Annotated in this window: 23 protein-coding genes; 14 read left to right on the forward strand and 9 right to left on the reverse strand. The window is 64.4% G+C overall.

The window, feature by feature from the left end; genetic code table 11:
- Nucleotides 1–5: 5 nt before the first annotated feature.
- Nucleotides 6–755, forward strand: coding sequence for a precorrin-6A synthase (deacetylating) (gene cobF / locus ACZBJS_RS19130; protein WP_076833507.1), 750 nt, complete (start codon nt 6–8; stop codon nt 753–755).
- Nucleotides 756–1,324: 569 nt separating this feature from the next.
- Here the strand turns inward: cobF and ACZBJS_RS19135 are convergent.
- On the reverse strand, nt 1,325–1,831 hold the full coding sequence (locus tag ACZBJS_RS19135) for a YkgB family protein (RefSeq protein WP_076833509.1): 507 nt from the start codon (nt 1,829–1,831) through the stop codon (nt 1,325–1,327).
- Nucleotides 1,832–1,868: 37 nt separating this feature from the next.
- Complete coding sequence (locus tag ACZBJS_RS19140) at nt 1,869–2,405, reverse strand: carboxymuconolactone decarboxylase family protein (protein ID WP_141339901.1); 537 nt, start codon at nt 2,403–2,405, stop codon at nt 1,869–1,871.
- 130 nt (nt 2,406–2,535) lie between these two features.
- On the opposite strand from ACZBJS_RS19140, the gene ACZBJS_RS19145 reads away from it, so the two are divergent.
- Entirely contained in the window at nt 2,536–3,531 is a 996-nt protein-coding gene (locus ACZBJS_RS19145; RefSeq protein WP_076833512.1) for an AraC family transcriptional regulator, read from the forward strand.
- Between the two features lie 52 nt (nt 3,532–3,583).
- On the opposite strand, the gene ACZBJS_RS19150 is transcribed toward ACZBJS_RS19145, so the two are convergent.
- Together ACZBJS_RS19150 and ACZBJS_RS19155 are read right to left on the reverse strand one after the other, a co-directional pair.
- The gene (locus ACZBJS_RS19150) at nt 3,584–4,510 is read right to left on the reverse strand and encodes a response regulator transcription factor (RefSeq protein WP_076833513.1); all 927 of its coding nucleotides are present in this window, start codon (nt 4,508–4,510) and stop codon (nt 3,584–3,586) included.
- Nucleotides 4,500–7,868: a hybrid sensor histidine kinase/response regulator gene (locus tag ACZBJS_RS19155; RefSeq protein ID WP_463439009.1), complete on the reverse strand. Its 3,369-nt coding sequence runs from the start codon at nt 7,866–7,868 to the stop codon at nt 4,500–4,502. Before ACZBJS_RS19155 ends, ACZBJS_RS19150 begins: the two co-directional genes overlap by 11 nt.
- Nucleotides 7,869–8,037: 169 nt before the next feature.
- Here ACZBJS_RS19155 and urtA point away from each other — a divergent pair, with 169 nt between their 5' ends.
- The 7 genes from urtA (at nt 8,038) to ACZBJS_RS19190 (ending at nt 14,729) form a co-directional block, all read left to right on the forward strand.
- On the forward strand, nt 8,038–9,300 hold the full coding sequence (gene urtA, locus ACZBJS_RS19160) for an urea ABC transporter substrate-binding protein (protein WP_057015907.1): 1,263 nt from the start codon (nt 8,038–8,040) through the stop codon (nt 9,298–9,300).
- 171 nt (nt 9,301–9,471) lie between these two features.
- Nucleotides 9,472–10,398, forward strand: coding sequence for an urea ABC transporter permease subunit UrtB (urtB, locus tag ACZBJS_RS19165; RefSeq protein ID WP_057015942.1), 927 nt, complete (start codon nt 9,472–9,474; stop codon nt 10,396–10,398).
- A gap of 17 nt (nt 10,399–10,415) precedes the next feature.
- Nucleotides 10,416–11,552 carry an urea ABC transporter permease subunit UrtC gene (gene urtC / locus ACZBJS_RS19170; protein WP_057015908.1) on the forward strand — a complete coding sequence of 379 codons (1,137 nt, stop codon included), beginning with the start codon at nt 10,416–10,418 and terminating at the stop codon, nt 11,550–11,552.
- A 12-nt stretch (nt 11,553–11,564) separates the two neighbouring features.
- Entirely contained in the window at nt 11,565–12,320 is a 756-nt protein-coding gene (gene urtD, locus ACZBJS_RS19175) for an urea ABC transporter ATP-binding protein UrtD (RefSeq protein ID WP_057015909.1), read from the forward strand.
- Nucleotides 12,321–12,332: 12 nt separating this feature from the next.
- Nucleotides 12,333–13,022, forward strand: a complete 690-nt coding sequence (gene urtE / locus ACZBJS_RS19180) for an urea ABC transporter ATP-binding subunit UrtE (protein WP_050400072.1) — start codon at nt 12,333–12,335, stop codon at nt 13,020–13,022.
- Nucleotides 13,023–13,050: 28 nt separating this feature from the next.
- Entirely contained in the window at nt 13,051–14,280 is a 1,230-nt protein-coding gene (fmdA, locus tag ACZBJS_RS19185; protein WP_463439010.1) for a formamidase, read from the forward strand.
- A gap of 101 nt (nt 14,281–14,381) precedes the next feature.
- Nucleotides 14,382–14,729: an FmdB family zinc ribbon protein gene (locus tag ACZBJS_RS19190; RefSeq protein ID WP_057015943.1), complete on the forward strand. Its 348-nt coding sequence runs from the start codon at nt 14,382–14,384 to the stop codon at nt 14,727–14,729.
- Between the two features lie 116 nt (nt 14,730–14,845).
- On the opposite strand, the gene ACZBJS_RS19195 is transcribed toward ACZBJS_RS19190, so the two are convergent.
- From ACZBJS_RS19195 to ACZBJS_RS19215, 5 genes are all read right to left on the reverse strand, one after another.
- The gene (locus ACZBJS_RS19195; RefSeq protein WP_168857084.1) at nt 14,846–15,631 is read right to left on the reverse strand and encodes an ABC transporter ATP-binding protein; all 786 of its coding nucleotides are present in this window, start codon (nt 15,629–15,631) and stop codon (nt 14,846–14,848) included.
- Nucleotides 15,628–16,401: an ABC transporter permease gene (locus tag ACZBJS_RS19200; RefSeq protein ID WP_057015911.1), complete on the reverse strand. Its 774-nt coding sequence runs from the start codon at nt 16,399–16,401 to the stop codon at nt 15,628–15,630. Before ACZBJS_RS19200 ends, ACZBJS_RS19195 begins: the two co-directional genes overlap by 4 nt.
- A 78-nt stretch (nt 16,402–16,479) precedes the next feature.
- Entirely contained in the window at nt 16,480–17,424 is a 945-nt protein-coding gene (locus ACZBJS_RS19205) for an ABC transporter substrate-binding protein (protein WP_057015912.1), read from the reverse strand.
- A 146-nt stretch (nt 17,425–17,570) separates the two neighbouring features.
- Nucleotides 17,571–18,314 carry a histidine utilization repressor gene (gene hutC, locus ACZBJS_RS19210; protein ID WP_229189284.1) on the reverse strand — a complete coding sequence of 248 codons (744 nt, stop codon included), beginning with the start codon at nt 18,312–18,314 and terminating at the stop codon, nt 17,571–17,573.
- Nucleotides 18,311–19,669, reverse strand: a complete 1,359-nt coding sequence (locus tag ACZBJS_RS19215) for a formimidoylglutamate deiminase (protein WP_463439011.1) — start codon at nt 19,667–19,669, stop codon at nt 18,311–18,313. The genes hutC and ACZBJS_RS19215 overlap by 4 nt, the downstream gene beginning before the upstream one ends.
- 85 nt (nt 19,670–19,754) lie before the next feature.
- Between ACZBJS_RS19215 and hutI the strand changes: the two genes are divergently transcribed.
- The 5 genes from hutI to ACZBJS_RS19240 all read left to right on the forward strand — a co-directional run bounded on the left by hutI (nt 19,755) and on the right by ACZBJS_RS19240 (nt 26,376).
- The gene (hutI, locus tag ACZBJS_RS19220; RefSeq protein WP_463439012.1) at nt 19,755–20,969 is read left to right on the forward strand and encodes an imidazolonepropionase; all 1,215 of its coding nucleotides are present in this window, start codon (nt 19,755–19,757) and stop codon (nt 20,967–20,969) included.
- The gene (gene hutH, locus ACZBJS_RS19225; RefSeq protein ID WP_463439013.1) at nt 20,966–22,525 is read left to right on the forward strand and encodes a histidine ammonia-lyase; all 1,560 of its coding nucleotides are present in this window, start codon (nt 20,966–20,968) and stop codon (nt 22,523–22,525) included. Before hutI ends, hutH begins: the two co-directional genes overlap by 4 nt.
- Nucleotides 22,526–22,552: 27 nt before the next feature.
- Nucleotides 22,553–24,220: a urocanate hydratase gene (gene hutU / locus ACZBJS_RS19230; RefSeq protein ID WP_253587282.1), complete on the forward strand. Its 1,668-nt coding sequence runs from the start codon at nt 22,553–22,555 to the stop codon at nt 24,218–24,220.
- Between the two features lie 363 nt (nt 24,221–24,583).
- The gene (locus ACZBJS_RS19235; RefSeq protein ID WP_028331424.1) at nt 24,584–25,738 is read left to right on the forward strand and encodes a transporter substrate-binding domain-containing protein; all 1,155 of its coding nucleotides are present in this window, start codon (nt 24,584–24,586) and stop codon (nt 25,736–25,738) included.
- The gene (locus ACZBJS_RS19240; RefSeq protein ID WP_016845707.1) at nt 25,735–26,376 is read left to right on the forward strand and encodes an ANTAR domain-containing response regulator; all 642 of its coding nucleotides are present in this window, start codon (nt 25,735–25,737) and stop codon (nt 26,374–26,376) included. The genes ACZBJS_RS19235 and ACZBJS_RS19240 overlap by 4 nt, the downstream gene beginning before the upstream one ends.
- Nucleotides 26,377–26,402: the final 26 nt, after the last annotated feature.

A 26,402-nucleotide genomic window follows, 5' to 3' on the forward strand; every position in this document is an offset into this window, starting at 1 on the left:
CGGCTATGTTGACGCTGTCTCTGATCGGCATCGGTTGTGGTGATCCCCGGCAGCTCACTTTCGCTGCGACCGCCGCGATCAATGCCGCCGACCTGATCCTGATCCCGCGCAAGGGGACGGCGAAGTCGGATCTCGCCGAGTTGCGTCGCACCATCTGCGCGGAAGCGTTGAGCAACGACCGCACACGCATTGCCGAGTTCGACCTGCCGGTGCGTGACGCCGGTGAGGAGGACTATCGCAAGGGCGTGGACGATTGGCACGATGCGATCGCCGCGACGTGGTCGAAGGAAATCGCGCGCCATCTCGGCGGGGAGGGACGCGTCGCCCTGCTGATCTGGGGCGATCCCTCGCTCTACGATTCGAGCCTGCGGATTGCGCGACGGCTCGATCCGTTGCCATCGATCGAGGTGATCCCCGGCATCACGTCGATCCAGGCGCTGTGCGCGGCGCATGCGCTGCCGCTCAATGAGATCGGCGAGCCGTTTCTTGTGACGACCGGCCGGCGGCTGCGCGATGGCGGCTGGCCGCCCGGCGTCGACACCGTGGTCGTGATGCTCGACGGCGGCGCCGCTTTCCAGACGCTGGATCCTGCGGGGCTGCAAATCTGGTGGGGCGCCTATCTCGGCATGCCCGATCAGATCATCATGGCGGGGGAACTGGCAGAGGTGGGCCCTCGCATCGTCGCCGCGCGACGAGAGGCACGTGAGCGGCACGGCTGGATCATGGACAGCTATGTCCTGAAGCGGAGATCGTGATCCAGATTTTGCTCCGGCGGCATTCCATCCAGCGGGGCCGCTAGGTCTTCAACCCGCGAATAGAGGGCTGGATGGTCAGGCGGTAAGCGACAAGCTTGTCGCCATCGAACTGCTCGAGGGTCGTCTCGCAAACCGGGCAGCGATACTCGCCCTCGCTTCCTGCTGACCTGGATGCCAGCTCAAGGCGTCGGAATCCAGCCCCGCAACGCGGGCATGTGACGTCGTCCTTCTTCATCAACTCACCCCAGAACAACACCGGCGCTCCTTTTAGCCCAGACCGCGCGGCGGAACTATGTTCATGGCCGGAGAGCTACCGGATCATTCGTGCATGGAAGCGGCGGTGCGTCGTCGAGCGGGCGACAGCGCAGCCGATCGCGCGGAGCCGATTTTCAACGCGTTATGCAAGTTCGGCAATGGGTTATGGCTCGGCTCTTAAAGAGCATGGGGCGCTGGACCGTGCAGCAATAGTGACTGCCATGTCGTTGTGTTCGAGAGAAATGCTGCGTCTGCTCAATACCACGCGCGATCGCCGGCACGCCCGAGGCCCACCGGCGATCAATCGCGATCAGCTATTGCCTGATCAGACGAACCACGTCCTGTCGCAGCAGGTAGAACGAGACGGCGAGCAGAACGACGTCCTTCACCAGGAACGGCACGTTGCCGGTCATCGCGGGGAAGCCACCGGCGGCAACGTCCCAGCCATCAGGCATGAACGGAATGATGGTGACCGTCGCGATGAAGGTTCCGGTCGAGCCGAGGGCGCCGAGCACGCCGAGCCGCTTGTCCCAGAAGCCCGCGAGCAGCAGCGAACCGAACGTCCACTCAGAGGCGCCAAGGAAGTAGCTGGCGCCGGCGTGGCCGAACGCTGGATACAGCCACCAGATCAGCGGCCCGTTGCTGATGAACGGGACCAGCCGTTCGAACTCGTACGGAAACCACTTCTGGTAACCGAAGAACAGGAACATGATCACCATCGCGGCCCGGACGACGTGATAGTCGAGATCTTCCGCGAGCAGGCCGGACCTATGAAGCGCGCGGACAAGCGGATTTTGTGTGGTGTTGGCAAGCGTGGTCATGGTCGTGATCCTTTTCGCATGACATCGCCCGGTCGCTTCACGCGACTGCCGGGAAGTCGATGTCGGTGTCGTTGATGCGGTTGAAGACGTTGGTGAAGACCGTGGTCGCAAACGCCAGGCTGATCTCGACCAGCTGCCCGTCGCTGTAGCCGGCGGACTTGATCGCGGCGAAATCCTGATCGCTGACGGTGCCGCTCGACTGCGCGAGCTTGCGCACGAAATGCACGAGTGCATCGCGCTTGGTGTCACCGGTCGGCGCGCCGTCGCGGATCTGCTTGAGCACATCGGCATTCACGCCGGCGAGCCTGGCGAGATGCGAGTGCGCGGCGACACAATAATCGCAGCCGCTGGCAGCGCTGATCACGAGCTTGACGATCTCCAGGTCGCGCCGGGGCAGGCTGCCGCCAGTCAGGACGGCATCGGCCGCGAGGATCGATTTGAGCGCGGCCGGACCGTGGGCGGCAATCGCCGCGTAGGTGTTCGGGACGGCGCCGATCGCCTTCTTGATCTGGGCGTAGATCTGGCCGGACGGGCCGGTATCGGTTTCGAGATTGGGGGTTGAGAGACGAGACATGGTGGCACTCCTTGTTTGGGGTGGTGAACGATTGCGGAGTGACAATAGGATCGAGATTTGAGACATTGAATGTTCATATTGCTCGTTTATATGCTCCATCGTCTCATGAACTGCTTCGGGGGGAATGGCTATGGATTGGCTGAGCCGGCTGTTCGAGATGATGCCGGTGCGCGGGCGGCTCGACCTGCGCTGCAGCTACAGCGTGCCCTGGCGTATCGAGCAGGGCCCGGGTGTAACCAGCGAGATCCCCTATCATGCGGTGCTTGCCGGCTCGGCGATCCTGGACGACGCCGCGGGCGGACGGCCGTTGCTGCTGAAGGCCGGCGACATCCTCCTGCTTCCCGGCAACCCGCGACACGTGATGCACGATGGCAGCGGGGCGACACCGCTGCCGGCGCGCAACCGGGCGGCGGAGAATTTCACGATCAGCGAAAACCTCGGATCGGACGAACGGCTTGACCTGTTGTGCGGGCACTTCGCGATTGCACCGCCACACGACCGTCTGTTGCGCGGTTATCTTCCGCCGCGCCTTGTCGTGCACGCCGGCACGCGTGCGGGAAAGGGAACGGCTGCGCAGCTCGCCGGGCTCGTGTCGCTGATGCGCAGCGAAACGGCCGACGATCATCTGGGCGGCCACGCCATGCTGAATGCGCTGTCCACGGCAATGTTCGCGCTTGTGCTGCGGCTTGCCAGCGAGACCGATGCAACGTCACGGGGACTTCTCGCCCTGGTCGGCGATCCCAGGCTCGCACCGGCCGTGGCCGCCATGTTCAAGGAGCCCGCGCATGCGTGGTCGCTGCCGGAGCTCGCACGGCTTTGCAACATGTCGCGCGCGACGCTGGCGCGGCAGTTCCAGGATAAGCTCGGGCGATCGGCCAGCGATCTGCTCACCGATATCAGGATGACACTTGCGGCGAACGAGTTGAAGGGATCATCGCTTTCGACGGGCGCCGTGGCAGAGATGGTCGGGTATCAATCGGAGGCTGCCTTTCAGCGCGCCTTCAAGAGCCACATGGGCGTGACGCCGGCGCAGTGGCGAAAGACGCAGCCGCCGGAACACGACGTGTCGTTGGAATCTGCGGTGCCAGCTGATCGGAAAGGCAGTTCGCCGACTGTGGATGCGTAGCGTCCCCGTGCCTCGCGTACGTTTCGATGCGCGAGGCGCAGAGTGCGCTTGATCAAGACTTGCGATGCCTCGCGTTGACCGCGATCGCGGCGGCGGCGGTGCGGTTCTCGACGCCGAGCTTGGCGTAGATCTGCTCGAGGTGCTTGTCGACGGTACGCGGGCTGAGGCCGAGGATCTGCGCGATGTCGCGGTTGGTCTTGCCCTTGGAGAGCCAGGACAGCACCTCGCCCTCGCGGGTGGTCAGGCCGAGCTCGCTGGAGAACTCGGCTGGCATGTCGCCGCTGGTGTCCTTGGCGAGCCGCAGCAGGAATTCGTTGGGCCCGAGCTTGCCCATATATTGCAGCCGAAGCTGTTCGTTGCCGGGGAACGACGCCACGGTCGCTGTCTTCTTTCCCGTGCCGCCCTTCTGCGCCTGCTCGAGCCATTGCGGCATCGGGTCCGGCAGCGCGAAATTGTCGGCGGCGTCGGCGAGCGTATCCGACAGCAGTCGCTGTGCCTGCGGCGTCGCCCACAGCAGCGCGCCGGCGCTGTTCACGGCGAGCAGATAGCGGCCGGAGACGTCGAGCGCCGCGCGGGCGCTTTGCGTCATCCGCGCATTGGCGAGATGGACCCGGATGCGCGCGAGCATCTCCTCGACCACGATCGGCTTCGTGACATAGTCGACGCCGCCGGCCTCCAGCCCGCGCACGATATGCTCGGTCTCGGCGAGGCCCGTCATGAAGATGATCGGCACGCCGTCGAGCCCTGCGTCGCGCTTCAGCCGCCGGCAGGTCTCGAAACCGTCCATGCCGGGCATCACGGCATCGAGCAACACGATATCGGGCGTGATCTGTTCGACGATGCGCATCGCCGAGGCGCCGTCGAGCGCGACCATCACGGTCATGCCAGCGCCATCGAGCGCATCGGTCAAGAGACGCAACGTCTCGGGTGAGTCGTCGACGACGAGCGCGACGTCGCGCTTCTTCTGTTCAATGGTCATAGCTGTGCAATGTCTTCAACGTCGCCATATATTGATCGAGATCGAACCGGTCGATCAGCGTGCGCATCTGGCCGACGAAATCGGCATGTTCGGGACACTCATTGCCGATCTCGTCGAGCTTGAGCTGGATCGCCCTGACATAGCCGAGCTGGCCGAGGCTGATCAGCTCTTCGACATATTTCACCGGCGGCCGCGAACCACTCTCGGGCTTCCATTGCGGAGGCGGGGCCGGCTCGGCCTCATACTGCCACTCGATCTTGAGCAACTGGCGGATGGTCTCGAGCAGCCGCGGGATGTCGATCGGCTTCATCAGGTAGCCGTCATGGAATGGCTGCGCCAGCGGCGCGCCATGAGCCTCCAGCGCGCTGGCCGAGATCATCAGGATCCGCGCCTGGTGATGGCCTTCGGAGCGCAGGGTTTCGGCGACCGTCCAGCCGTCCATGCCCGCCATCGAGATGTCGAGCAGAAATAAGTCCGGCCGGCAATGCTGTGCGAGGGCAAGGCAGCCCGGTCCGTCCGGCGCGCTGAGCAGGATGAAGCCGAGCGGCGTCAGGATCTCGCGCAACAGGTCGCGGTGGGTCGGGTCGTCGTCGGTGATCAGGATGGTCTTGCGCGGACCGTGATAGCCGTACACGGGAGCATCGACCGGTGCATCGCGCCGCGGATTGGTGACCTCCGACAGCAGCAGCTTGACGCGGAAGGTGCTGCCGGTGCCGACCGTGCTCAGGACCTTGATGTCGCCGCCCATCACGCCCGCGAGCAGGCGGCTGATGGTCAGGCCAAGCCCGGTGCCGGTCTGCGGCTGGGTGACGCCGAGCGCACCGCGCTCGAACGGCGCGAAGATCCGCTCGAGGTCGTCGGGCTGGATGCCCGGCCCGGTATCGCTCACCTCGAACTCGGCGACCGGGCTGCGGTAATGCACCACGAATTGCACCTGGCCGGATTGCGTGAACTTGATCGCGTTCGACAGCAGGTTGATCAGGATCTGACGCAGCCGCTTCTCGTCGGCATAGACCACGACGGGCAGCACGGCCGGCCGTTTGAACACGAAGTCGATGCCTTTTGCTGCGGCTTGCAGGCGGAACATGCCGACCAGCTGCTCGAGGAAATCGTTCAGCCGCACTTCGTCGCGCGACAGGTAGAGCCGGCCGGCCTCGATCTTGGAGATATCGAGGATGCCGTCGATCAGCCCAGACAGATGATCGGCGCTGCGGCGGACGACGCGCACCTGCTCGCGCGGCCGCACCTGCAGGCTGTCGTCCTGCTCCAATAGCTGCGCGTAGCCGGAGATCGCATTCAGCGGCGAGCGCAGCTCGTGGCTGAGGCCGACGACGTACCGGCTCTTGGCGAGATTGGCTGACTCGGCGACTTCCTTGGCGCGCTGCAGTTCGGCATCGGTGCGCTTGTGGGCGTCGATCTCCTGGATCAGCAGCGTGGTCTGGCGGCGTGTTTCCGCTTCCGCGGCGCGCCGGCTTTGTTGCGCCAGCACGAACAGCCAGGCGACCACGCCGATGATGAGGGTCAGCGCAAAGAACACCTTCCAGAGCACGTCGGCCAGCAATTCATTGGCATGCACGGCCGCCGTGGTCTGCAGGTAGATCAGGCCGAGCACCAGCGCCACGAGGCCGGCTGAGACGGCGAACACGCCGAGGTAATGCCCGAGCTGTGAATTGATGCGGGCGTAGATCGGCTGCGGCATCACCTTGCCCAGGGCGTCCGAGACCTGCGCGCCGATCCGGCCATGCGGCTTGCAGAGGTCATGGCAGCGTGCGTCGAGCGAGCAGCACAGTGAGCAGATCGGGCCTGCATAGGCCGGGCAGGAAGCCATGTCCTCGGGCTCGAACGCATGCTCGCAGATGCAGCACTGGATCGACTCGATGTTCTGCCAGCTCCGCTTCGGCTTGCGGGCGATGTAGTACTTGCCGTCGGTGGCCCAGGCGATCAGGGGAGCCGTGACGAACGCGACCGCAAGCGCAACGAAGGCCGACAGCGCCTTCGCGGTCGGGCCGAACAGGCCGTAGAACGCGCTGATCGAGACCACGGTGGCGATCGTCATCGCGCCGACGCCGACCGGATTGATATCGCAGAGATGGGCGCGCTTGAACTCGATGTGCTGCGGCCGCAGGCCGAGCGGCTTGTTGACGACGAGATCGGCCACCAGCGCGCCGACCCAGGCGATCGCGACGTTGGAGTAGAGCGCGAGCGTCTGCTCCAGCGCCTTGTAGACACCGATCTCCATCAGCAGCAGCGCGACGACGACATTGAACACCAGCCACACCACGCGGCCCGGATGCGAGTGGGTGAGGCGGGAGAAGAAATTCGACCAGGCGATCGAGCCGGCATAGGCGTTGGTGACGTTGATCTTGACCTGCGACAGGATCACAAATGTCCCGGTCAGCGCCATTGCCAGATCCGGCTGCGACAGCACGTAGCGGAAGGCTTCGAGATACATGTTGGCCGGCTCGGCCGCGTGCTCGGCCGAGACGCCGTGGCTGAGCGCGAAGAAGGCCAGGAACGAACCGGCCAGCAGCTTGAGCGCGCCGAGCACGATCCAGCCGGGACCGGCGCTCAGCAGCGCGATCCACCAGGCCTTGCGCGAGGTGCGGCGGTCGCGCGGCAGAAAGCGCAGGAAGTCGACCTGCTCGCCGATCTGCGCCACCAGTGCGAACACGACGGAGGCGGCGGTGCCGAACAGCAGCAGGTCGAGAGTCCCTGCGGGATCGCCGTGATCGCCGGCGAATTTGCGCCACTCGGTGAAGGAATGCGGATTGGCCCAGGCGATCGCCGCGAACGGCATGATGTGGAGGATGATCCACAGCGGCTGGGTCCAGAGCTGGAAGCGGCTGATCAGCGTGATGCCGTAGATGACCAGCGGAATGATCACGACTGCGCTGATCAAATAGCCGATCGGTCGCGGGATGCCGAAGCACATGTCGAGCGCGCTGGCCAGGATCACCGCCTCGATCGCGAAGAAAATGAAGGTGAAGGAGGCGTAGATCAGCGAGGTGATGGTCGAGCCGATATAGCCGAAGCCGGCGCCGCGGGTCAGCAGGTCGATGTCGATGCCGCTTTTCGCGGCATGGTAGGCGATCGGCAGTCCGCAGAGGAAGATGATGACGCTGACGACCAGGATCGCGGCGGAGGCGTTCATCGCGCCATAGTTCAGGGTGATGGTGCCGCCGATCGCCTCCAGCGCGAGGAAGGAGATCGCGCCGAGCGCGGTGTTGGCGACGCGGGCGGCGGACCAGCGCCGCGCGCTCTTGGCGGTGAAGCGCAGCGCGTAGTCTTCCAGCGTCTGGTTGGCGACCCATTGATTGTACTGGCGCCTGACGCGGTCTATCCGCTGCCGCCCTGCCACTCGTTTGAACTCCTGGTCCACGATGCGCTGATCGCGGGCAAATCCCGTACCAAAAACCTACGTCGCTATTTTGCGGTGCAGTATACGCGATCTCACGTATCAGTGCGCTGCACAAAAGTGAGCAATCCTCGCCTGATCAATAAGCGTTCTCGAACCAGATGGGGTGCTCATGTCAGACGAACCAAAACCAGGCCTGAAGTCTCCGCTCCGACGCAAACTCTTGATGGGAATGGCGGCATTGCCGGCCGTTTCGATGCTGGGCCGTCCGGCATTTGCCGACGTTCCTGCAACCTCTGCGGTCAATACCACGGGTCTTGCAGTCACCGATAGCGAAGTCACGGTCGGCATCCTGCATTCCGTCACCGGCACCATGGCGATCTCCGAGACCGGGTCGGTCGAGGCCGAGAAGCTCGCGATCGAGCAGATCAATGCCGCCGGCGGCGTGCTCGGCCGCAAGATCAAGTTCATCCAGGAAGACGGCGCCAGCGACTGGCCGACCTTCGCGGAAAAGGCCAAGAAGCTGCTGGTCAACGACAAATGCGCGGCCGTAATGGGCTGCTGGACCTCGGCCTCGCGCAAGGCGGTGCTGCCGGTGTTCGAGCAGTACAACGGCATGCTGTACTACCCGACCTTCTATGAAGGCCTCGAGCAGTCCAAGAACGTGATCTACACCGGGCAGGAGGCGACCCAGCAGATCATCGCCGGACTCGACTGGGTCAACAAGACCAAGGGCGCCAAGAGCTTCTACCTGCTCGGCTCGGACTACATCTGGCCGCGCACCTCGAACAAGATCGCGCGCAAGCACATCGAGAACCATCTGCAGGGCTGCAAGGTGGTCGGCGAGGAGTACTTCCCGCTCGGCTCGACCCAGTTCAACTCGGTCATCAACAAGATCAAGCTGACCAAGCCGGACGTGATCTACGCGATCATCGTCGGCGGCTCCAACGTCGCATTCTACAAGCAGCTCAAGGCGGCCGGCATCGACTTGTCCAAGCAGACGCTGCTCACGATCTCGGTCACCGAGGACGAGATCGACGGCATCGGCGGCGAGAACATCGCCGGCGCCTATGCCTGCATGAAATACTTCCAGTCGCTCGACAATCCGAACAACAAGGCCTTCGTGCCCGCCTTCAAGAAGATGTGGGGCGAGAAGACCGTGATCGGAGACGTCACCCAGGCTGCCTATCTCGGTCCGTGGCTGTGGAAGTTGACGGTGGAGAAGGCCGGCTCCTTCGACATCGACAAGGTGGCGGCCGCGTCGCCCGGCGTCGAGTTCAAGGGCGCGCCGGAAGGTTACGTCCGGATCCACGAGAATCATCACCTCTGGTCGAAGACCCGCGTCGGACGCGCCAAGGCCGACGGCCAGTACGAGCTGATCTACGAGACCGCCGATCTCGTCGAGCCGGATCCGTTCCCCAAGGGCTACCAGTGAGCCAGTAGCCCGCATGAGCGGGGCGATATGCGGGACCGTCCCGGGTATCGCACCCGCTCACCCGGGCTACGAAGCTCCACAACGCATCGTGGCGTGGACGTCATCGTCCACGCTACGGAACGAGCGTCGCTTGACCGGCGGCGCGTGCCCCTTGGAATGACGGAGGACCAGATGTTCGGCGACTATTCGATCAGCGATCTCGGCGCCATCCTTGCGATGCAGGGATTTGCCGGGCTCATCCTGTTCTCCGTCTATGTGCTGATGGCGCTGGGCCTTGCCATCATCTTCGGCCAGATGGGCGTCATCAACATGGCCCACGGCGAGTTCATGATCTTGGGGGCGTACGTCACCTGGATGACGTCGAACGCCGTGCAGCACGTCGCGCCCTGGCTGTTCCCCGGTTACTTCTTCATCGCAATGATCCTCGCGTTCACTGCGTCAGGCGCGCTCGGCATGCTGGTCGAGTGGGCGCTGATACGCCATCTCTACAAGCGTCCGCTCGACACGCTGCTGGCGACCTGGGGCCTCAGCCTGATCCTGCAACAGGCCTATCGTTCGGTCTTCGGCGCGCGCGAGGTCGGCGTCGAACTGCCGGAATGGATGATGGGCTCCTGGCAAGCGACCGACTCCATCCAGATACCGATCAACGGCATGTTCGTGATGGCGCTGACCATCCTGATCACGATCGCGGTCGCCTATGTGCTGTTCTGGTCAAGCTGGGGCAAGCAGGTGCGCGCCGTGGTGCAGAACCGCGTGATGGCGGGCGCCGTCGGCATCAACACCGAGAAGGTCGATCGTTACACCTTTGGCCTGGGTTGCGGCATCGCCGGGATCGCCGGCTCGGCCTTCACCATGATCGGCTCGACCGGGCCGACCGCCGGCCAGCTTTACATCGTCGACACCTTCCTGGTGGTTGTGTTCGGCGGCGCCGCCTCGCTGTTCGGCACCATCGCCTCCGCCTTCTCGATCTCGCAGACCCAATCGACGCTGGAATTCTTCCTGTCGGGATCGATGGCCAAGGTGATCACGCTGCTGACGATCGTCGCGATCCTGATGGTGCGTCCGCAGGGGCTCTTCGCGCTCAAGGTCCGCAAATAAGAACAAGCAGGCTGGTCATGATCATCAACTCGCGCTTTTTCAATCGCTCCGAACTGCTCGGCTTCCTTGCGCTCGCGGTGCTGTTGTTTGTCATCCTGCCGCTGTCGCTGGATATCTTCCGCCTCAACCTCGTCGCCAAATATTTGACCTACGCCTTCGTCGGGATCGGCCTCGTGCTGTGCTGGGGCTATGGCGGCATCCTGAGCCTGGGGCAGGGCGTGTTCTTCGGCCTCGGCGGCTACTGCATGGCGATGTACCTCAAGCTCGAGGCGTCGTCGGTCGCGAACACCAAGATCCAGTCGACGCCGGGCATCCCCGACTTCATGGACTGGAACCAGCTCACCTCGCTGCCTTTCTTCTGGAAGCCGTTCCACAGCTTCCCGGTCACGCTGCTTGCGATCTTGCTGGTTCCCGCGGTCTTCGCGCTGATCATCGGTGCCGCGATGTTCAAGCGTCGGGTCGGCGGCGTGTACTTTGCCATCATCACGCAAGCGATCGCCGCGATCCTCACTATTCTGATTGTCGGGCAGCAAGGCTACACCGGTGGCATCAACGGCATTACCGACTTACGCACGCTGCACGGCTGGGACATCCGCACCGATCACGCCAAGTTCATTCTGTATTTCGTCGAGGTTGTGCTGCTGTTCGGCTGCATCTGCGTCGCGCAGTTCATCCGCCTGACAAAACTCGGGCGCATCCTGGTAGCAATGCGGGAGCAGGAGGATCGCGTGCGCTTCTCCGGTTACAGCGTCGCCAACTTCAAGATCTTCGCGTTCTGCGCCGCGGCGGTGTTCGCTGCGATCGGCGGCGCCATGTTCACGCTCGAGGTCGGCTTCATGTCGCCGTCCTTCGTCGGCATCGTGCCGTCGATCGAGATGGTGATCTACACCGCGGTCGGCGGCCGGATGTCGATCTTCGGCGCAGTCTGGGGCGCGCTCCTGGTCAATTTCGCCAAGACCAGCCTCTCGGAGTCCTTCCCGCAGCTCTGGCTGTTCGGCCTCGGCGCGCTGTTCATCGCGGTCGTGCTCGCCTTCCCGAACGGGCTCTCCGGCATCTGGGCGGACCACGTCCAGCCGCGCATCGATCGCCTGCTGGCATCACGCAAATCGAAATCGGCGGCCGGCCTGATCGCCGACGGCGCGCCGGCCGAGTGAGGAGGGATCATCATGCTCGTCGGCCATCAGCCCAAGGACTTCCTGCTCGCGGTCTCCGGTCTCACTGTGTCGTTCGATGGCTTCAAGGCCGTGAACGATCTCTCCTTCTATGTTGAGGAGAACGAGATCCGCGTCATCATCGGCCCGAACGGCGCCGGCAAGACCACGGTGCTCGACCTGATCTGCGGCAAGACCAGGGCGACGTCAGGCTCGATCCAGTTCCGTGGCCAGGAGCTGACCAGGTTGCGCGAGAACGAGATCGTGCAGGCCGGGGTGGGACGCAAGTTCCAGACGCCGTCGGTGTTCGAGGATCTCACCGTGTTCGAGAACCTCGAGATTTCCTTCCCGCGCGGCCGGACCGTGTTCGGCTCGTTGACCTTCCAGCGCGACGATACCGTCAGGCAGCGGGTCGAGGAGGTCGCCGAGATGATCTTCCTGAAGGACAAGCTCAACACCTATGCCGACCAGTTGAGCCATGGCCAGAAGCAGTGGCTCGAGATCGGCATGCTGCTGATCCAGGATCCGGACCTCTTGATGCTCGACGAGCCGGTCGCCGGCATGAGCGTGTCCGAGCGCGCCAAGACGGCCGAGCTGCTCAACCGCATCATCAAGGACCGTTCGGTGCTGGTGATCGAGCACGACATGAAGTTCGTCGAGGACATCGCGCACAAGGTCACGGTGCTGCACCAGGGACAGATCCTGTCCGAGGGAACGATGGAGCACGTCAAGAACGATCCGAAAGTCATCGAAGTGTATTTGGGCCACTGAGGAACCGGGACGATGCTGGCAATCAATGATCTTCACGTCGCCTATGGCCAGAGCGAGGTGCTGCACGGCCTCAACGTCTCGGTCGCGCCCAACGAGATCGTCGCGATCATGGGCCGCAACGGCATGGGCAAGACCACGCTGATGAAGTCGCTGATGGGCATCCTGCCGGCCAAGAGCGGCAAGGTGACCATGGACGGCACCGAGCTCGGCGCGATGAAGAGCTACGAGCGGGTCGCGAAGGGGCTCGCCTATGTGCCGCAGGGTCGCATGATCTTCTCCACGATGACGGTGAAGGAGAACATCGAGACCGGGCTCGTGGTGTCAGGCGGCTCCGAGGTACCGGGCGACATCTATGAGCTGTTTCCGGTGCTGCTCGAGATGAAGGGCCGCCGCGGCGGCAATCTCTCGGGTGGACAGCAGCAGCAGCTCGCGATCGCCCGCGCTCTGGCGACCAAGCCGAAGGTGCTGCTGCTGGACGAGCCGACCGAAGGCATCCAGCCGTCGATCATCAAGGACATGGCGCGCACCCTGAAGCGGATCCGCGACGAGCGCGGGCTGTCGATTGTGGTCTCCGAACAGGTCCTGAGCTTCGCGCTCGACATCGCCGACCGGGTGCTCGTCATCGAGAATGGCGAGATCGTCCGCGACGATCCGCGCGCCAGCGTCGATGCCGCGCAGATTTCCAAGTACCTGTCCGTCTAACTATCAGTAACCCAAGGGGAGCAATGCGATGCCAGATACACTGATCAAGGTCGATCTCAGCAAGTCGGCCTACGAAAACGACAAGATCCACAACCGCTGGCATCCGGAGGTTCCGATCGTCGAGTGGGTCAGCCCCGGCGACGACTTCATCATCGAGACCGTCGATTGGACCGGCGGTTTCATCAAGAACAACGATTCCGCCGACGACGTGCGCGATATCGATCTGTCGATCGTGCACTTCCTGTCCGGCCCGATCGGCGTCAAGGGCGCCGAGCCTGGCGACCTCCTCGTCGTCGACCTGCTCGACGTCGGTCCCTTGAAGGAGAGCCTGTGGGGCTTCAACGGCTTCTTCTCCAAGCAGAATGGCGGCGGCTTCCTTACCGACCATTTCCCGCTGGCGCAGAAGTCGATCTGGGACATCAAGGGCCTCTACACCTCGTCGCGCCACGTGCCCGGCGTCAACTTCGCCGGCCTGGTCCATCCCGGCCTGATCGGCTGTCTGCCCGATGCCAAGATGCTGGCGGCCTGGAACAAGCGCGAGGCCGAGCTGATCGCGACCAACCCGACCCGGGTGCCGGGCCTTGCCAATCCGCCGTTCGCGCCGACCGCGCATGCCGGCCAGGCCAAGGGTGACGTCAAGGCCAAGATCGGCCTCGAGGGCGCCCGCACCGTGCCGCCGCGCGAGCACGGCGGCAATTGCGACATCAAGGATCTGTCGCGCGGCTCGAAGATCTACTTCCCGGTCTATGTGCCGGGCGGCGGCCTCTCGATGGGCGATCTGCATTTCAGCCAGGGCGACGGCGAGATCACCTTCTGCGGCGCGATCGAAATGGCCGGCTGGCTGCACATCAAGGTCGACGTCATCAAGGACGGCGTCTCGAAATACGGCATCAAGAACCCCGTGTTCAAGCCGTCGCCGATCACGCCGAACTACAAGGATTACCTGATTTTCGAGGGCATCTCGGTCGACGAGGCCGGCAAGCAGCATTATCTCGACGTCCACATCGCCTATCGCCAGGCCTGCCTGAACGCGATCGAGTATCTGAAGAAGTTCGGCTACTCCGGCGCCCAGGCCTATTCGATCCTCGGCACCGCGCCGTGCCAGGGTCACATCTCCGGCGTCGTCGACGTGCCGAATGCCTGCGCCACGTTGTGGCTGCCGACGGAGATCTTCGACTTCGACGTCATGCCGTCGTCGGCGGGACCGATCAAGCACATCACGGGCGACGTGCAGATGCCAATCTCGCCGGACAAGTGATCCTTTTGGTGATCCCTGCGCGAAGGGTGCGGGACGGCTGCGTATTGGCCGCCCCGCATCCATCGCCGGATGTCACGCACGATTGCGCAAGGATGAAGGAAATGCCGATATACGAATATCTCTGCAACGACTGCGGCCCGTTCACCGACATGCGGCCGATGGCGGAATGCGACCTGCCGCAGGACTGCCCGCAATGCGAGACGACGTCGCCGCGCGTGATCCTGACCGCGCCGGCGTTCTTCTGCATGCCCTCCGACAAGCGCAAGGCCCACGCCACCAACGAGCAGAGCCGCCACGCGCCGAAGACGCTCGATCAATACAAGGCGGCGCACGGCCCGGGCTGCGGCTGCTGCTCGACGGGAAGGAAGAAGCCGGCACGGCTGATGACCAAAACCAAGAGCGGCGCCAAGGGCTTTCCGACCGCGCGGCCCTGGATGATCAGCCATTAGAGCGTTTTCGAGCGAAGTGGATACCGGTTCGCGTTAAGAAAACGCGTCAAAACAAGAGTCTGGAGCCCGTCCCGATTCACTCGGAACGGGAAGGGCTCTAGAAGCGTGGCTGATCATCAGGCCTGTTCGGCGACCTTCAGGGCTTCGGTGCGGATTTCCTCGACCAGCCGTTCCTTCAGGGCGACGAATTCGGGCGTGGTCTTGATCTTGTAGGACCGGGGATGCGGCAGGTCGACTGCGATCTCGGCCTTGATGCGGCCCGGACGCGCGCTCATGACGATGACGCGGCTGCCGAGGAAGATCGCTTCCTCGATGTCGTGGGTGACGAACAGCACCGTTTTCTGGTCGCGCTCCCAGATCCCCAGCAGCATCTCCTGCATCAGCGCGCGCGTCTGGTTGTCCAGCGCGCCGAACGGCTCGTCGAGCAGCAGGATCTTCGGATCGTTGGCCAGCGCACGGGCAATCGCGGTGCGCTGCTGCATGCCGCCCGACAGCTGCTTGGGCCAGTGATTTTCGAAGCCCGATAGCCCGACCCGGCGAATGAACGCATCGGCGATCTCATGGCGCTCCGCTTGTGACACGCCGCGCTCGCGCAGGCCGAAGGCGATATTCTCCCGCACCGTCAGCCACGGAAACAATGTGTAGGACTGAAACACCATGCCGCGATCGGCGCCGGGGCCGGTGATTTCGCGCCCGTCGAGCGTGACCCGTCCGCTGGTCGGCCGGTCGAGCCCGGCGATGATCCGGAGCAAAGTGGACTTTCCGCATCCGGAGGGGCCGAGGATGGTGACGAAGTCGTTGTTGCCGACGTCGAGCGTGGTCGGCTCGAGCGCTCTCGTCGGCGCGTTGCCGGCGCGGGCGGGAAAGGTTCGCGAGACCTGATCGATCCTGAGCGCGGTCATGCGAGCTTCCACGGGAACAGCCAGGCGTTGAAGGCCTTGAACAGGAAATCGGAGATCAGGCCGATCAGCCCGATCACGATGATGCCGAAGATGATCTGGCCCGTGTTGAGCAGCGCCTGGCTGTCGGTGATCATGTGTCCGATGCCGGATGATGAGCCGATCAATTCGGCCACGATGACGTAGGTCCAGGCCCAGCCCAGCACCAGCCGAAGGATTTCGGCAATCTCGGGCGCGGCGGAGGGCAGCAGCACGCGGCGGATGATGCCGCGGTCGCGGGCGCCGAGCGTGTAGGCGGCCTCCACCAGGTCGCGCCGTGTGGCACCGACGGTGACGGCGACCATCAGGATGATCTGAAATACTGCGCCGATGAAGATCACAAGCAGCTTCTGCAACTCACCGATGCCCGCCCACAGGATCAGCAGCGGGATGAAGGCGGATGCCGGCAGATAGCGCGCAAAGGACACAAAGGGCTCGAGAAAGGCCTCGATCGGCTTGTAAGCGCCCATCAGAACGCCGAGCGGCACCGCGATGACGGCAGCAAGCACAAACCCGCCGATCACGCGCCAGATCGTCATCCCGATGTCGAACAGAAAGCCCTGCTTTGCGAGCAGCTCATAGCCCTCCTGCACCATGGTCAGCGGGTTGGCGAGGAAGGTCCTCGACACATGGCCGCCGAACGTTGCCCAGGACCAGAGGGCGACGAACAGCACGAAGAAGGCGAGGCCATAGGCCACGCGCTGCTTCGATGTCGTGGGCTCGAGAGGGCGCATCAGATGATCCGGGAGTAGCTTATGCGCCGGTCCCGCCAGCTGTGTCGCGATGCGGGACCGGTCGAAATGGTTGCTGCGTTACTTGATGAAGCTGGCGTCGTAGATGTCCTCGACCTTCGGCGCGGCCTTGATGATGCCGACCTCGAGCAGCAGCTCGGCAGCGTCCTTGTTGAAGGTGAGGAAGTCGCCGGCGAAGAATTTCTGGTTGGCGGCCTTGTCCTGCCAGCGCAGGTACTTTGCCGAGTTGCCGAACTGCTCGCCGGTCTGCTTCACGTCAGCGCCCATGATCTCGTAGGACTTGGCCTGGTCCTTGGCGATCATGTCGAGCGCCTCGAAATAGCTGTTGGCAAGCGCCTGCGCCGCCTTCGGATTGTCGGTCAGGAATTTCGGCGTGCAGCCGAACGTATCCATCACGATCGGGTAGTCGAGCGTGGTCGCGATGATCTTGCCCTTGTCGGGAGCGGCGCGCACCGTCGACAGATAAGGCTCGTAGGTCATCGCGGCATCGTTCTGGCCGGAGACGAAGGCCTGCGCTGCGGCGGCCGGCTCCAGATTCACCACGGTGACGTCTTTCACCGTGAGGCCGTTCTTCTTCAGCATCCAGGCCAGCGCGAAATACGGAGAGGTGCCGGGCGCCGACGCCGCGACGGTCTTGCCCTTGAGGTCCTTGATCGCGGCGATGTCGTTGCGCACGGCCATGCCGTCGGCGCCATAGCTCTTGTCGAGTTGGAAGATCTGCTTGGTCGCGACGCCATTGGCGTTCCAGGAGATCCAGGTCTCGACCGTGGTGGCCGCGCACTGGATGTCGCCCGAGGCGATCGCGAGATGGCGGTCCTTCTGCGGAATCTTCTTCAGGGTCACGTCGAGGCCGTTCTTCTTGAAGATGCCGGCCTCCTTGGCGAGCGTCAGCGGCGCGAAGCCGGTCCATCCGGAGATGCCGACGCCGACCTTGACGTCATCCGCGAACGCGCCCGTGGACGCGAGCAACACTGCGATTGCGGGCAATAGCTTGAAGGAACGCATGATTGTCGACCCCTTGAACGATGGATTGAACCCAGTTGATGTCTTCACGTCACTGATCTCTTCAGTCGCGGCGGATTGCCGCATGAAGCATGTTGGCGGACGATGGCCCATGATGCATTGCATGAAATATGCCGCGCAAGCTGTCCTCAGCCTCCCTTGAAGCGGGCCACCAGCCGATGCGTCTCGCCTGGATAATGCAGCCGCACCGCCGTCACCGTGCGTGCGCTGCGCCAGGTGTAGCGGTCGATCACGAGGCAGGGCGCGCCGACCGCGATGTCGAGCGCCTTTGCCGTGCGGTCGTCGGCGACGACGGCGCTGATGGTATGCTCGGCTTCGGTCCACGGCACATGGTGCAGCAGCCATGATCCCGGCGGTTCGCGGGCGAAGTCCGCGGTTGCAGCTTCCGGGACCGTGGAGAGATCGATCAGCCTGTCCTCGACGGCGAACGGCACATTGTCGGCGCTGTGCCGGCAGGCGATCGCGACTATCTTGCCGGCCGTGCTGACGCCGAGCCGGGCGCGATCGGCCGATGTCGCGGTACGGCGCCGGCATTCGATCAGCTGATAGCCGTAGCTGCGGCCGAGCGCGGTGATCTCGGCGCGGATGTCGGCGATCTTGAGCACCGCCGACAGATGCTGCGGACGGCGCACGAAGGTGCCGGCACGGCGCCGCCGCTCGATCAGGTCGGCCTGCGCCAGTTCCGACAACGCCTTGTTCACCGTCATGCGCGAGCAGCGATAGCGCGCCATCAGCTGGTGCTCGAACGGGATGCGATGCCCGGGCGGCCATTCGCCGGTCAGGATCCGCGTCTCGATGTCGAGCCGGATGCGCTTGTAGATCGTCGGCTTGCCGGCTGTATTCGTTTTGGGCTGGTCGGAGGCGAGACTCACGCGACGAGCCTCCGCACACTTGCGTTGAACTGCTCGCGCGCCTTGTCACGCAGCCGGTGCCGTCCGCCTGTGACCACCTTGTCCCCGCGGGCCCAGACGCAGTCGATCGCGTCGCTGCCAGTTGCAAACAGCCAGCCGTCGAGAACAGCATCGCCCGACCGTCCCGCGAGGGACGGATGCGCGGTGTCGAGGCTGACGATGTCGGCGCGCGCGCCGGGCGCAAGCCCGGCCTTGGTCTGTGCCAGAGCCTGCGCGCCGCCCGCGAGCGCCTGGTCGAACAGGGCGCGGCCGGTGGATGTGCCGGGACGCCCCGAGAGCACATTGCGCTCGCGGTGTTTCAGCCGCTGACCGTATTCGAGCTGGCGCAGCTCGTCGGCGACGCCGACCAGCACATTGGAATCGGTGCCGATGCCGAACCGGCCGCCCGCGGCGAGGAATTCGCGCGCCGAGAAGATGCCGTCGCCGAGACTTGCTTCGGTGACGGGGCAAAGGCCGGCAATCGCGCCGCTGCCGGCGAGTGCATTGACTTCCTGCTCCGTCATGTGGGTCGCGTGAATGAGGCACCAGCGCTGATCGACGGGCGCATGTTCGAGCAGCCACTGCACCGGCCGCTGTCCTGACCAGGCAAGGCAATCCTCCACCTCGCGCACCTGTTCGGCGGCGTGGATGTGGATCGGGTCCGCCCCGGCAAGCGGGATGATCGCCGCCAGCTCATCCGGCGCCACGGCGCGCAGGCTATGCGGAGCGATGCCGATGTTGGCGCCGGGAAGTTTTCGGATTGCCTCGCGCGAGGCGGCCATCAGCGCGGCGAACTGATCGACCGAGCAGATGAAGCGACGTTGCCCGGCATGCGGTGCGGCGCCGCCGAACGTGCTGTGAGCATAGAAACTTGGCAGCAGCGTGAGCCCGATGCCGGAGGCGTCGGCGGCCTCTGCGATGCGTATGGCCATCTCGGCGAGATTGGCGTAGGGCGCGCCGTCTCGATCATGATGCAGATAGTGAAACTCGCCGACACGGGTAAAGCCGCGCTCGAGCATCTCGACATAGAGCAGGGTCGCGACGGCTGTGACGTCGTCCGGCGTCATGGTCAGCGTGAAGCGATACATCGTCTCACGCCAGGTCCAGAACGTATCGGTCGTGTCGCCGCGCAGTTCGGCAAGGCCGGCCATGCCGCGCTGAAAGGCGTGGCTGTGCAGGCTCGCCAATCCCGGAACCGCCATTTGGTGACGTTCGTCGCCGGCGCCAGGTGCAACGCCCGTCGTCACCGAGGCGATCGCGCCATCGACAACGACGACTTGCACGTCATTGGCCCAGCCCGAAGGCAGCAGCGCGAATGCGAAATGCAGTCGTGTCATTTTTCCACGCCGGCTGGACAGAACCCGGACACGATTATATGTCTAGACATATAAGTCAAGCATCCCACCTCGAGGGGACGATCGCATGGCAGAGCGCTTCGACCGTATCTGGCACAACGCCCGGCTCGCCACGATGCGCAGCGACCGCACTGATCTCGGCGAGATCGAGCGGGGCCTGATCGCGGCGCGCGACGGCCGCATCGTCTATGCCGGCGTGCAGTCGGACTTTCCTGTGGATGCGGACGCCGTTGATCGGATCGATTGTGCCGGCCGCTGGATCACGCCTGGGCTCGTCGATTGCCACACCCATCTCGTCTTCGGCGGCAACCGCGCGCACGAGTTCGAGCTGCGCCTGAAGGGCGCGAGCTATGAGGAGATCGCGCGCGCCGGCGGCGGCATCGTCTCGACCGTTGCGGCGACGCGCAAGGCGACCGAGGCGGAGCTCGTCGCCGGCGCGCTGCCGCGGCTCGACGCGCTGATCGGCGAGGGCGCAACCACCGTCGAGATCAAGTCCGGCTATGGCCTCAATGCCGAGACCGAGATGCGACAGCTTGCGGCGGCACGCAGCCTCGCCCGCCTGCGGCAGGTCGCGATCCGCACCTCTTTCCTCGGAGCGCATGCGCTGCCGCTGGAGGCCAACGGCGACAAGGACGGTTACATCGATCTGGTCTGCAACGAGATGCTGCCGGCCGTGGCCAGCGCCGGCCTCGCCGATGCCGTCGACGGCTTCATGGAGGGAATCGCGTTTTCCGGAGAGCAGACGGCGCGGGTGTTCGAGGCGGCGCGTGCGCTCGGACTGCCGGTCAAGCTGCATGCGGATCAGCTGTCCAATCTCGGCGGCGCGGCGCTGGCCGCGAAATTCTCGGCGCTCTCGGCCGATCATCTCGAGCACACCGACGAAGCCGGCGCGGTGGCGATGGCGAAGGCCGGCACCGTCGCGGTCCTGCTGCCCGGCGCGTTCTATTTCATTCGTGAAACGCACAAGCCGCCGGTCGAGCTGTTCCGTAGCCACGGTGTGAACATGGCGCTGGCGACCGATTGCAATCCTGGCAGCTCGCCGCTCACCTCGCTCCTGCTGGCGATGAACATGGGCGCAACGCTGTTCCGGATGACGGTCGCCGAATGCCTCACAGGGGTGACGCGGGAAGGGGCGCGCGCGCTCGGCATGCTCGCCGAGACCGGTACGTTAGAGGCCGGCAAGTGGTGCGATCTGGCGATCTGGGACATCGAGCGTCCGGCCGAACTGGTCTACCGCATCGGCTTCAACCCGCTGCACAGCCGGGTGTGGAGGGGGCAATGAGCGATCGGGATGCGCCTGTCGTCGTGACGCCCGGAACCGTCGGCCTCGACGTCCTGGTGCGCGTGCTCGCGGGCGCGCCCATCATGCTCGATCTATCGTGCTGGCCGCGCGTCGAGGCGGCCGCGGAGATCGTGGCGAAGGCGGCGCATATCGACGTTCCCGTCTACGGCATCAATACCGGTTTCGGGAAGCTGGCATCGACGCGCATTGCGCCCGATCAAACCGCGCTGCTTCAGCGCAACCTCATCTTGTCGCACTGCTGTGGAGTCGGTCCGAACACGCCCGAGCCGATCGTGCGTTTGATGATGGCGTTGAAAGTGATTTCGCTCGGTCGCGGCGCATCCGGCGTGCGCCGCGAGGTGATCGAGCAGTTGCAGGGCATGCTGGCGCGCGGCGTTTATCCGCTGGTGCCGCAGCAGGGCTCGGTCGGTGCCTCCGGCGATCTCGCGCCGCTCGCTCACATGACCGCGGTCATGATCGGGGAGGGGCAGGCAATCCTTGATGGCAAAGTCGTGCCGGGTCGTGAAGCGCTTGCGGTTGCCGGCCTCGAGCCGTTGACGCTCGGCCCGAAGGAGGGGCTCGCGCTGATCAATGGCACGCAGTTTTCCTCCGCCTACGCCATCTCCGGTCTGCTGCGAGCGCATCGCCTGGCGTGCGCCGCGCTGGTGACCGGTGCGCTGTCGGTCGATGCGGCGATGGCGTCGACGGTGCCGTTTCGTCCCGAGATTCAATCTTTGCGTGGCCATGACGGGCAGATCGCTGCGGCCGCCGCCCTGACCGCGCTGCTTGACGGCAGCGATATCAGGCAATCGCATCTCGAGGGCGACGAGCGCGTGCAGGATCCCTATTGCCTGCGCTGCCAGCCGCAGGTCGCGGGTGCTGTGCTCGACCTGCTCGCGCAGGCCGCGCGCGGGCTGACCATCGAGGCCAATGCCGTGACGGATAACCCGCTGGTCCTGGTCGAGACCGGCGAGATCGTGTCAGGCGGCAATTTCCACGCCGAGCCGGTGGCGTTCGCCGCCGACCAGATCGCGCTGGCGCTTTCGGAGATCGGGGCGACCAGCGAGCGGCGGATCGCGACCCTCGTCGATCCCGCCCTGAACTTCGGCCTGCCGCCGTTCCTGACGCCCGAACCCGGCATCAATTCCGGCTTCATGATCGCCGAGGTGACGGCGGCGGCGCTCTATGCCGAGAACAAGCAGCGTGCGATGCCGTGCTCGATCGATTCGACGCCGACCAGCGCCAACCAGGAAGATCACGTCTCGATGGCCGCGCATGCTGCGCGCCGGCTGTCCGATATGGCCGACAATCTCGCCGCCATCCTCGGCATCGAACTGCTGGTCGCCGCGCAGGGCATCACGCTGCGCGCGCCGCATTCAACGAGCGCGCCGCTCGCTGCGGTCATTGCCGCGCTCCGAGAGCAGGTTCCGGCGCTCGCCGCCGACCGCTACATGGCTGACGATCTCGCCAGGGCGGCCGTTCTGATCGAAGCCGACGCGCTGCCCGCCGCTGCGATCGCGGTGCTTCCGACCGATCCATTTCCAAGACTGACTTAGAAGACTTGCTTAGCAGGAACATCCGTCATGAACCGCCGACTGGATAACGAACGCATCATCCGTGCTCCCCGCGGCACCGACATCAGCGCCAAGAGCTGGCTGACGGAAGCACCGCTGCGCATGCTGATGAACAATCTGGACCCTGATGTCGCCGAGCGCCCGAGCGAGCTCGTGGTTTATGGCGGCATCGGCCGTGCGGCGCGCGACTGGGAGAGCTTTGATCGGATTGCCGCGTCCTTGCGCAAGCTCGAAGGCGACCAGACCCTGCTGGTGCAGTCCGGCAAGCCGGTCGGCATTTTCCGGACCCATGCCGACGCGCCGCGCGTACTGATCGCGAATTCCAACCTGGTGCCGCATTGGGCAACGCTCGATCATTTCAACGAGCTCGACCGGCAGGGCCTGATGATGTTCGGCCAGATGACGGCAGGCTCATGGATCTATATCGGCAGCCAGGGCATCGTGCAGGGGACCTATGAGACGTTCGTCGAGGTCGGCCGCCGGCATTATGGCGGCAGTCTCGCCGGCAAATGGATCCTGACGGCGGGCCTCGGCGGCATGGGCGGTGCCCAGCCGCTGGCCGCGACGATGGCCGGCGCCTCGATGCTCGCGGTCGAATGCCAGCCGAGCCGCATCGAGATGCGGCTGCGGACGGGCTACCTCGACCGCCAGGCGGCGACGCTCGATGACGCGCTCGCGATCATTGCTGAGGCGGTCAAGAGCCAGAAGCCGGTGTCGGTCGGCCTGCTCGGCAATGCGGCCGAGATCTTTCCCGAACTGGTGCACCGCGGCGTGCGCCCGGACATCGTCACCGACCAGACCAGCGCGCATGATCCGATCAACGGTTATTTGCCGAAGGGATGGACACTCGCCGATTGGGAAACCAAACGCGCGGGCGACCCGAAGGCCGTTGAGACGGCAGCCAAGACCTCGATGGTCGATCACGTCCAGGCCATGCTGGATTTTCACGCGCAGGGAATCCCGACGCTCGATTACGGCAACAACATCCGCCAGATGGCCAAGGACATGGGCCTGAAGCAGGCGTTCGATTTTCCAGGCTTCGTTCCGGCCTATATCCGTCCGCTGTTCTGCCGCGGCGTCGGGCCGTTCCGCTGGGCGGCGCTGTCGGGCGATCCCGAGGACATCTTCAAGACCGATGCCAAGGTCAAGGAGCTGATGCCCAACGACAGCCACCTGCACAACTGGCTCGACATGGCCAAGGCGCGCATCAAGTTTCAGGGACTGCCTGCGCGAATTTGCTGGGTCGGGCTCGGCGACCGCCATCGGCTTGGCCTTGCCTTCAACGAGATGGTGGCGCGCGGCGAGCTCAAGGCGCCGATCGTGATCGGCCGCGATCATCTCGACAGCGGCTCGGTGGCGAGCCCGAACCGCGAGACCGAGGCGATGCGCGACGGCTCCGACGCGGTGTCCGACTGGCCGCTGCTCAATGCACTGCTCAACTGCGCGAGCGGCGCCACCTGGGTGTCGCTGCATCACGGCGGCGGCGTCGGCATCGGCTATTCGCAGCACGCCGGCATGGTGATCGTCGCTGACGGCACGCCGGAAGCCGCGCGCCGGCTCGAGCGTGTGCTATGGAACGACCCGGCGACAGGCGTCATGCGCCACGCCGACGCCGGCTATGACACGGCGGTCGAATGCGCGCGCGCCAACCGGCTCGATCTGCCTAGCCTGCGCTGATGGGACCTCCTCGATCGGGAGTTGCGGCATCTCCCGACCGGGGCGCAGCTTAACGAGCAATCCCGTTGCAGCTCTCAACCTTCCGGTTGATGTACGTGAGGTGACCGGCCGGACATGCCTTGATACGGGAAATCGGCGGTGCAGCTACCGGAGATAGGTGGTCCGTGGAGCGCTGCGCCTGTGACCCGTCGCGGGTGACACATTAGTCTGCCTGCTTTCGCGTCAGCTTCGCTGACAGGATGAGCGGCCAGGGTCCTTGTCTCGCGGCAGATGGCATGCAATCTTCCGCAGCCGGCAATGCTGTTCGAGAGCAACAAGAACAATAATCCCTCTCGTCCCTCCAATTCTGTCGAGGGCCTGATCATGTCGAACCTTACCCAAACGACATCCGCTCCGTGGCGGATAGGAGTGCTGTTCTCGCGAACCGGCTTCATGTCGGTCATCGAGGAGACCCAGTATCAGGGCACGCAACTCGCGATCGAAGAGGTGAATGAAGCGGGCGGCGTCTGCGGCCGCGAGCTGGTTCCCGTTGCCTATGACCCCGGATCGGACTCGGCCGCCTATGGTCATTACGCCAAGCGGCTGATGATCGAGGATCAGGTCAGCACGATCTTCGGCTGCTACACCTCGTCGAGCCGCAAGGCGGTGCTGCCGGTAGTCGAACGGCTGAACGGTCTGCTCTGGTATCCGACGCTTTACGAAGGGTTCGAGGCGTCGCCCAACGTCATCTACACCGGCGCCTCGCCGAACCAGAACAGCCTCGCGCTGTGCCGCTATTTGATGGATACGTTCGGAACGCGGTTCTATTTCGTGGGGTCCGACTACATCTATCCGCGCGAGTCCAACCGGGTGATGCGGGAGCTGCTCAAGAGCAACGGCGGCTCGGTGGTCGGCGAGCGCTATGTCAATGTTTACGCGCGCTGGCAGGATTTTGTGCCGATCATCCAGGATATCAAGCGTGTCAGGCCCGACGTGATCTTCTCGACCGTCGTTGGCGAGGGCACGGTGTTCCTTTATCAGGCCTATGCGAATGTCGGGCTCGATCCAAAGCAGGTGCCGATCGCCAGCCTGACCACGACGGAAGCGGAAATTGCCGCCATGGGCTTCGACGTCGGCGAGGGACACGTCACGGCCGCATCGTATTTCCAGGGCGTCGAGGGCAGCGCTAATAATGCGTTTGTGCAGCGCTTCAAGAAGCGGTTCGGCGCCGATATCTCAACTAACATGTGCGCCGAAGCATCCTATTTCCAGCTGCATTTGTTCGCGAAAGCGCTCGAGCAGGTCAATTCACTCGACACCGAAGTTCTCCGCTCGATGGTGTTCGGCACCAGCTTTGATGCACCGCAAGGTGCCGTCACCGTCAACCCGATGTCGGGTCATACCGACCTCTGGACCCGCATCGGGCGCGCCAACCGCCAGGGGCAGTTCGATGTCGTCAGCCAGTCGAAGGAGCCGGTGCATGCGGATCCGTTCCTGATCGGATATGGTCGTGCAACGCAAACAGGAAGCGTCCAATGAACGAAATGTCGCGTAAGCCGTCGCTGAGCCGAGACGTCGGCGGACGCAAGACCATGGTTCAGGAACTTGCCGATCTGTCGGCGGTGGTGGTCGCGCCGGTCGACGATCAGGTCGGCATGTTGCTGCGCGAGTTGCAGCGGTTCCGGATGCGGGTGAGGCAGGTCTGGCCGATGCCGGAGAGCGTGCCCGCCGATGCCGACGTGGTGTACTGCGAATATTCCCCTGACCTAGCGCGGCGCCTGCCATGGATTCCCGGCGACGCGCGCTCGGCGCTGGTTGTGATCCTGCCGGCGACGGAAACCGTTCACGCCGATGCGCTGTGTCATGCGACGCCGAACGCCGTGCTGCCACGGCCGTTCACGCAGAATGCCGTGCTGTCCAGTCTCGTGCTGGCGCGCAGTCAATTTGGTTATGAACGGCGGCTTCGCAGCAAGATCGAGAAGCTCGATGACAATCTGCGCTCGATGCGCACGGTGGAGCGCGCCAAGGCGATCCTGATGGCGACGCGGCAGATGCCGGAAACCGAAGCCTATGGCTTCATCAGACGACAGGCGATGGATCGTCGCGTGTCGGCAAGTGCAGTCGCCGCGGCGATTGTTGACTCGTTCGAACTGCTTGGCTACGATCATCAACAGTAAGCCCCAATAGCGGGGCCGGCGGCGAC

The sequence above is a fragment of the Bradyrhizobium sp. KZN70725 genome (assembly GCF_055264925.1).

Excerpts from the sequence above, each read along its gene's own strand:
- ACZBJS_RS19140 (WP_141339901.1), bottom strand. The coding sequence starts at position 2,405 with ATGTCTCGTCTCTCAACCCCCAATCTCGAAACCGATACCGGCCCGTCC.
- ACZBJS_RS19235 (WP_028331424.1), top strand. The coding sequence starts at position 24,584 with ATGTCGAACCTTACCCAAACGACATCCGCTCCGTGGCGGATAGGAGTG.
- ACZBJS_RS19190 (WP_057015943.1), top strand. The coding sequence starts at position 14,382 with ATGCCGATATACGAATATCTCTGCAACGACTGCGGCCCGTTCACCGAC.
- ACZBJS_RS19200 (WP_057015911.1), bottom strand. The coding sequence starts at position 16,401 with ATGCGCCCTCTCGAGCCCACGACATCGAAGCAGCGCGTGGCCTATGGC.
- ACZBJS_RS19150 (WP_076833513.1), bottom strand. The coding sequence starts at position 4,510 with ATGACCATTGAACAGAAGAAGCGCGACGTCGCGCTCGTCGTCGACGAC.
- hutU (WP_253587282.1), top strand. The coding sequence starts at position 22,553 with ATGAACCGCCGACTGGATAACGAACGCATCATCCGTGCTCCCCGCGGC.
- ACZBJS_RS19145 (WP_076833512.1), top strand. The coding sequence starts at position 2,536 with ATGGATTGGCTGAGCCGGCTGTTCGAGATGATGCCGGTGCGCGGGCGG.
- urtA (WP_057015907.1), top strand. The coding sequence starts at position 8,038 with ATGTCAGACGAACCAAAACCAGGCCTGAAGTCTCCGCTCCGACGCAAA.
- ACZBJS_RS19195 (WP_168857084.1), bottom strand. The coding sequence starts at position 15,631 with ATGACCGCGCTCAGGATCGATCAGGTCTCGCGAACCTTTCCCGCCCGC.
- ACZBJS_RS19135 (WP_076833509.1), bottom strand. The coding sequence starts at position 1,831 with ATGACCACGCTTGCCAACACCACACAAAATCCGCTTGTCCGCGCGCTT.
- urtC (WP_057015908.1), top strand. The coding sequence starts at position 10,416 with ATGATCATCAACTCGCGCTTTTTCAATCGCTCCGAACTGCTCGGCTTC.
- ACZBJS_RS19215 (WP_463439011.1), bottom strand. The coding sequence starts at position 19,669 with ATGACACGACTGCATTTCGCATTCGCGCTGCTGCCTTCGGGCTGGGCC.
- hutH (WP_463439013.1), top strand. The coding sequence starts at position 20,966 with ATGAGCGATCGGGATGCGCCTGTCGTCGTGACGCCCGGAACCGTCGGC.
- urtB (WP_057015942.1), top strand. The coding sequence starts at position 9,472 with ATGTTCGGCGACTATTCGATCAGCGATCTCGGCGCCATCCTTGCGATG.
- ACZBJS_RS19205 (WP_057015912.1), bottom strand. The coding sequence starts at position 17,424 with ATGCGTTCCTTCAAGCTATTGCCCGCAATCGCAGTGTTGCTCGCGTCC.
- urtD (WP_057015909.1), top strand. The coding sequence starts at position 11,565 with ATGCTCGTCGGCCATCAGCCCAAGGACTTCCTGCTCGCGGTCTCCGGT.
- cobF (WP_076833507.1), top strand. The coding sequence starts at position 6 with ATGTTGACGCTGTCTCTGATCGGCATCGGTTGTGGTGATCCCCGGCAG.
- urtE (WP_050400072.1), top strand. The coding sequence starts at position 12,333 with ATGCTGGCAATCAATGATCTTCACGTCGCCTATGGCCAGAGCGAGGTG.
- ACZBJS_RS19240 (WP_016845707.1), top strand. The coding sequence starts at position 25,735 with ATGAACGAAATGTCGCGTAAGCCGTCGCTGAGCCGAGACGTCGGCGGA.
- hutI (WP_463439012.1), top strand. The coding sequence starts at position 19,755 with ATGGCAGAGCGCTTCGACCGTATCTGGCACAACGCCCGGCTCGCCACG.
- fmdA (WP_463439010.1), top strand. The coding sequence starts at position 13,051 with ATGCCAGATACACTGATCAAGGTCGATCTCAGCAAGTCGGCCTACGAA.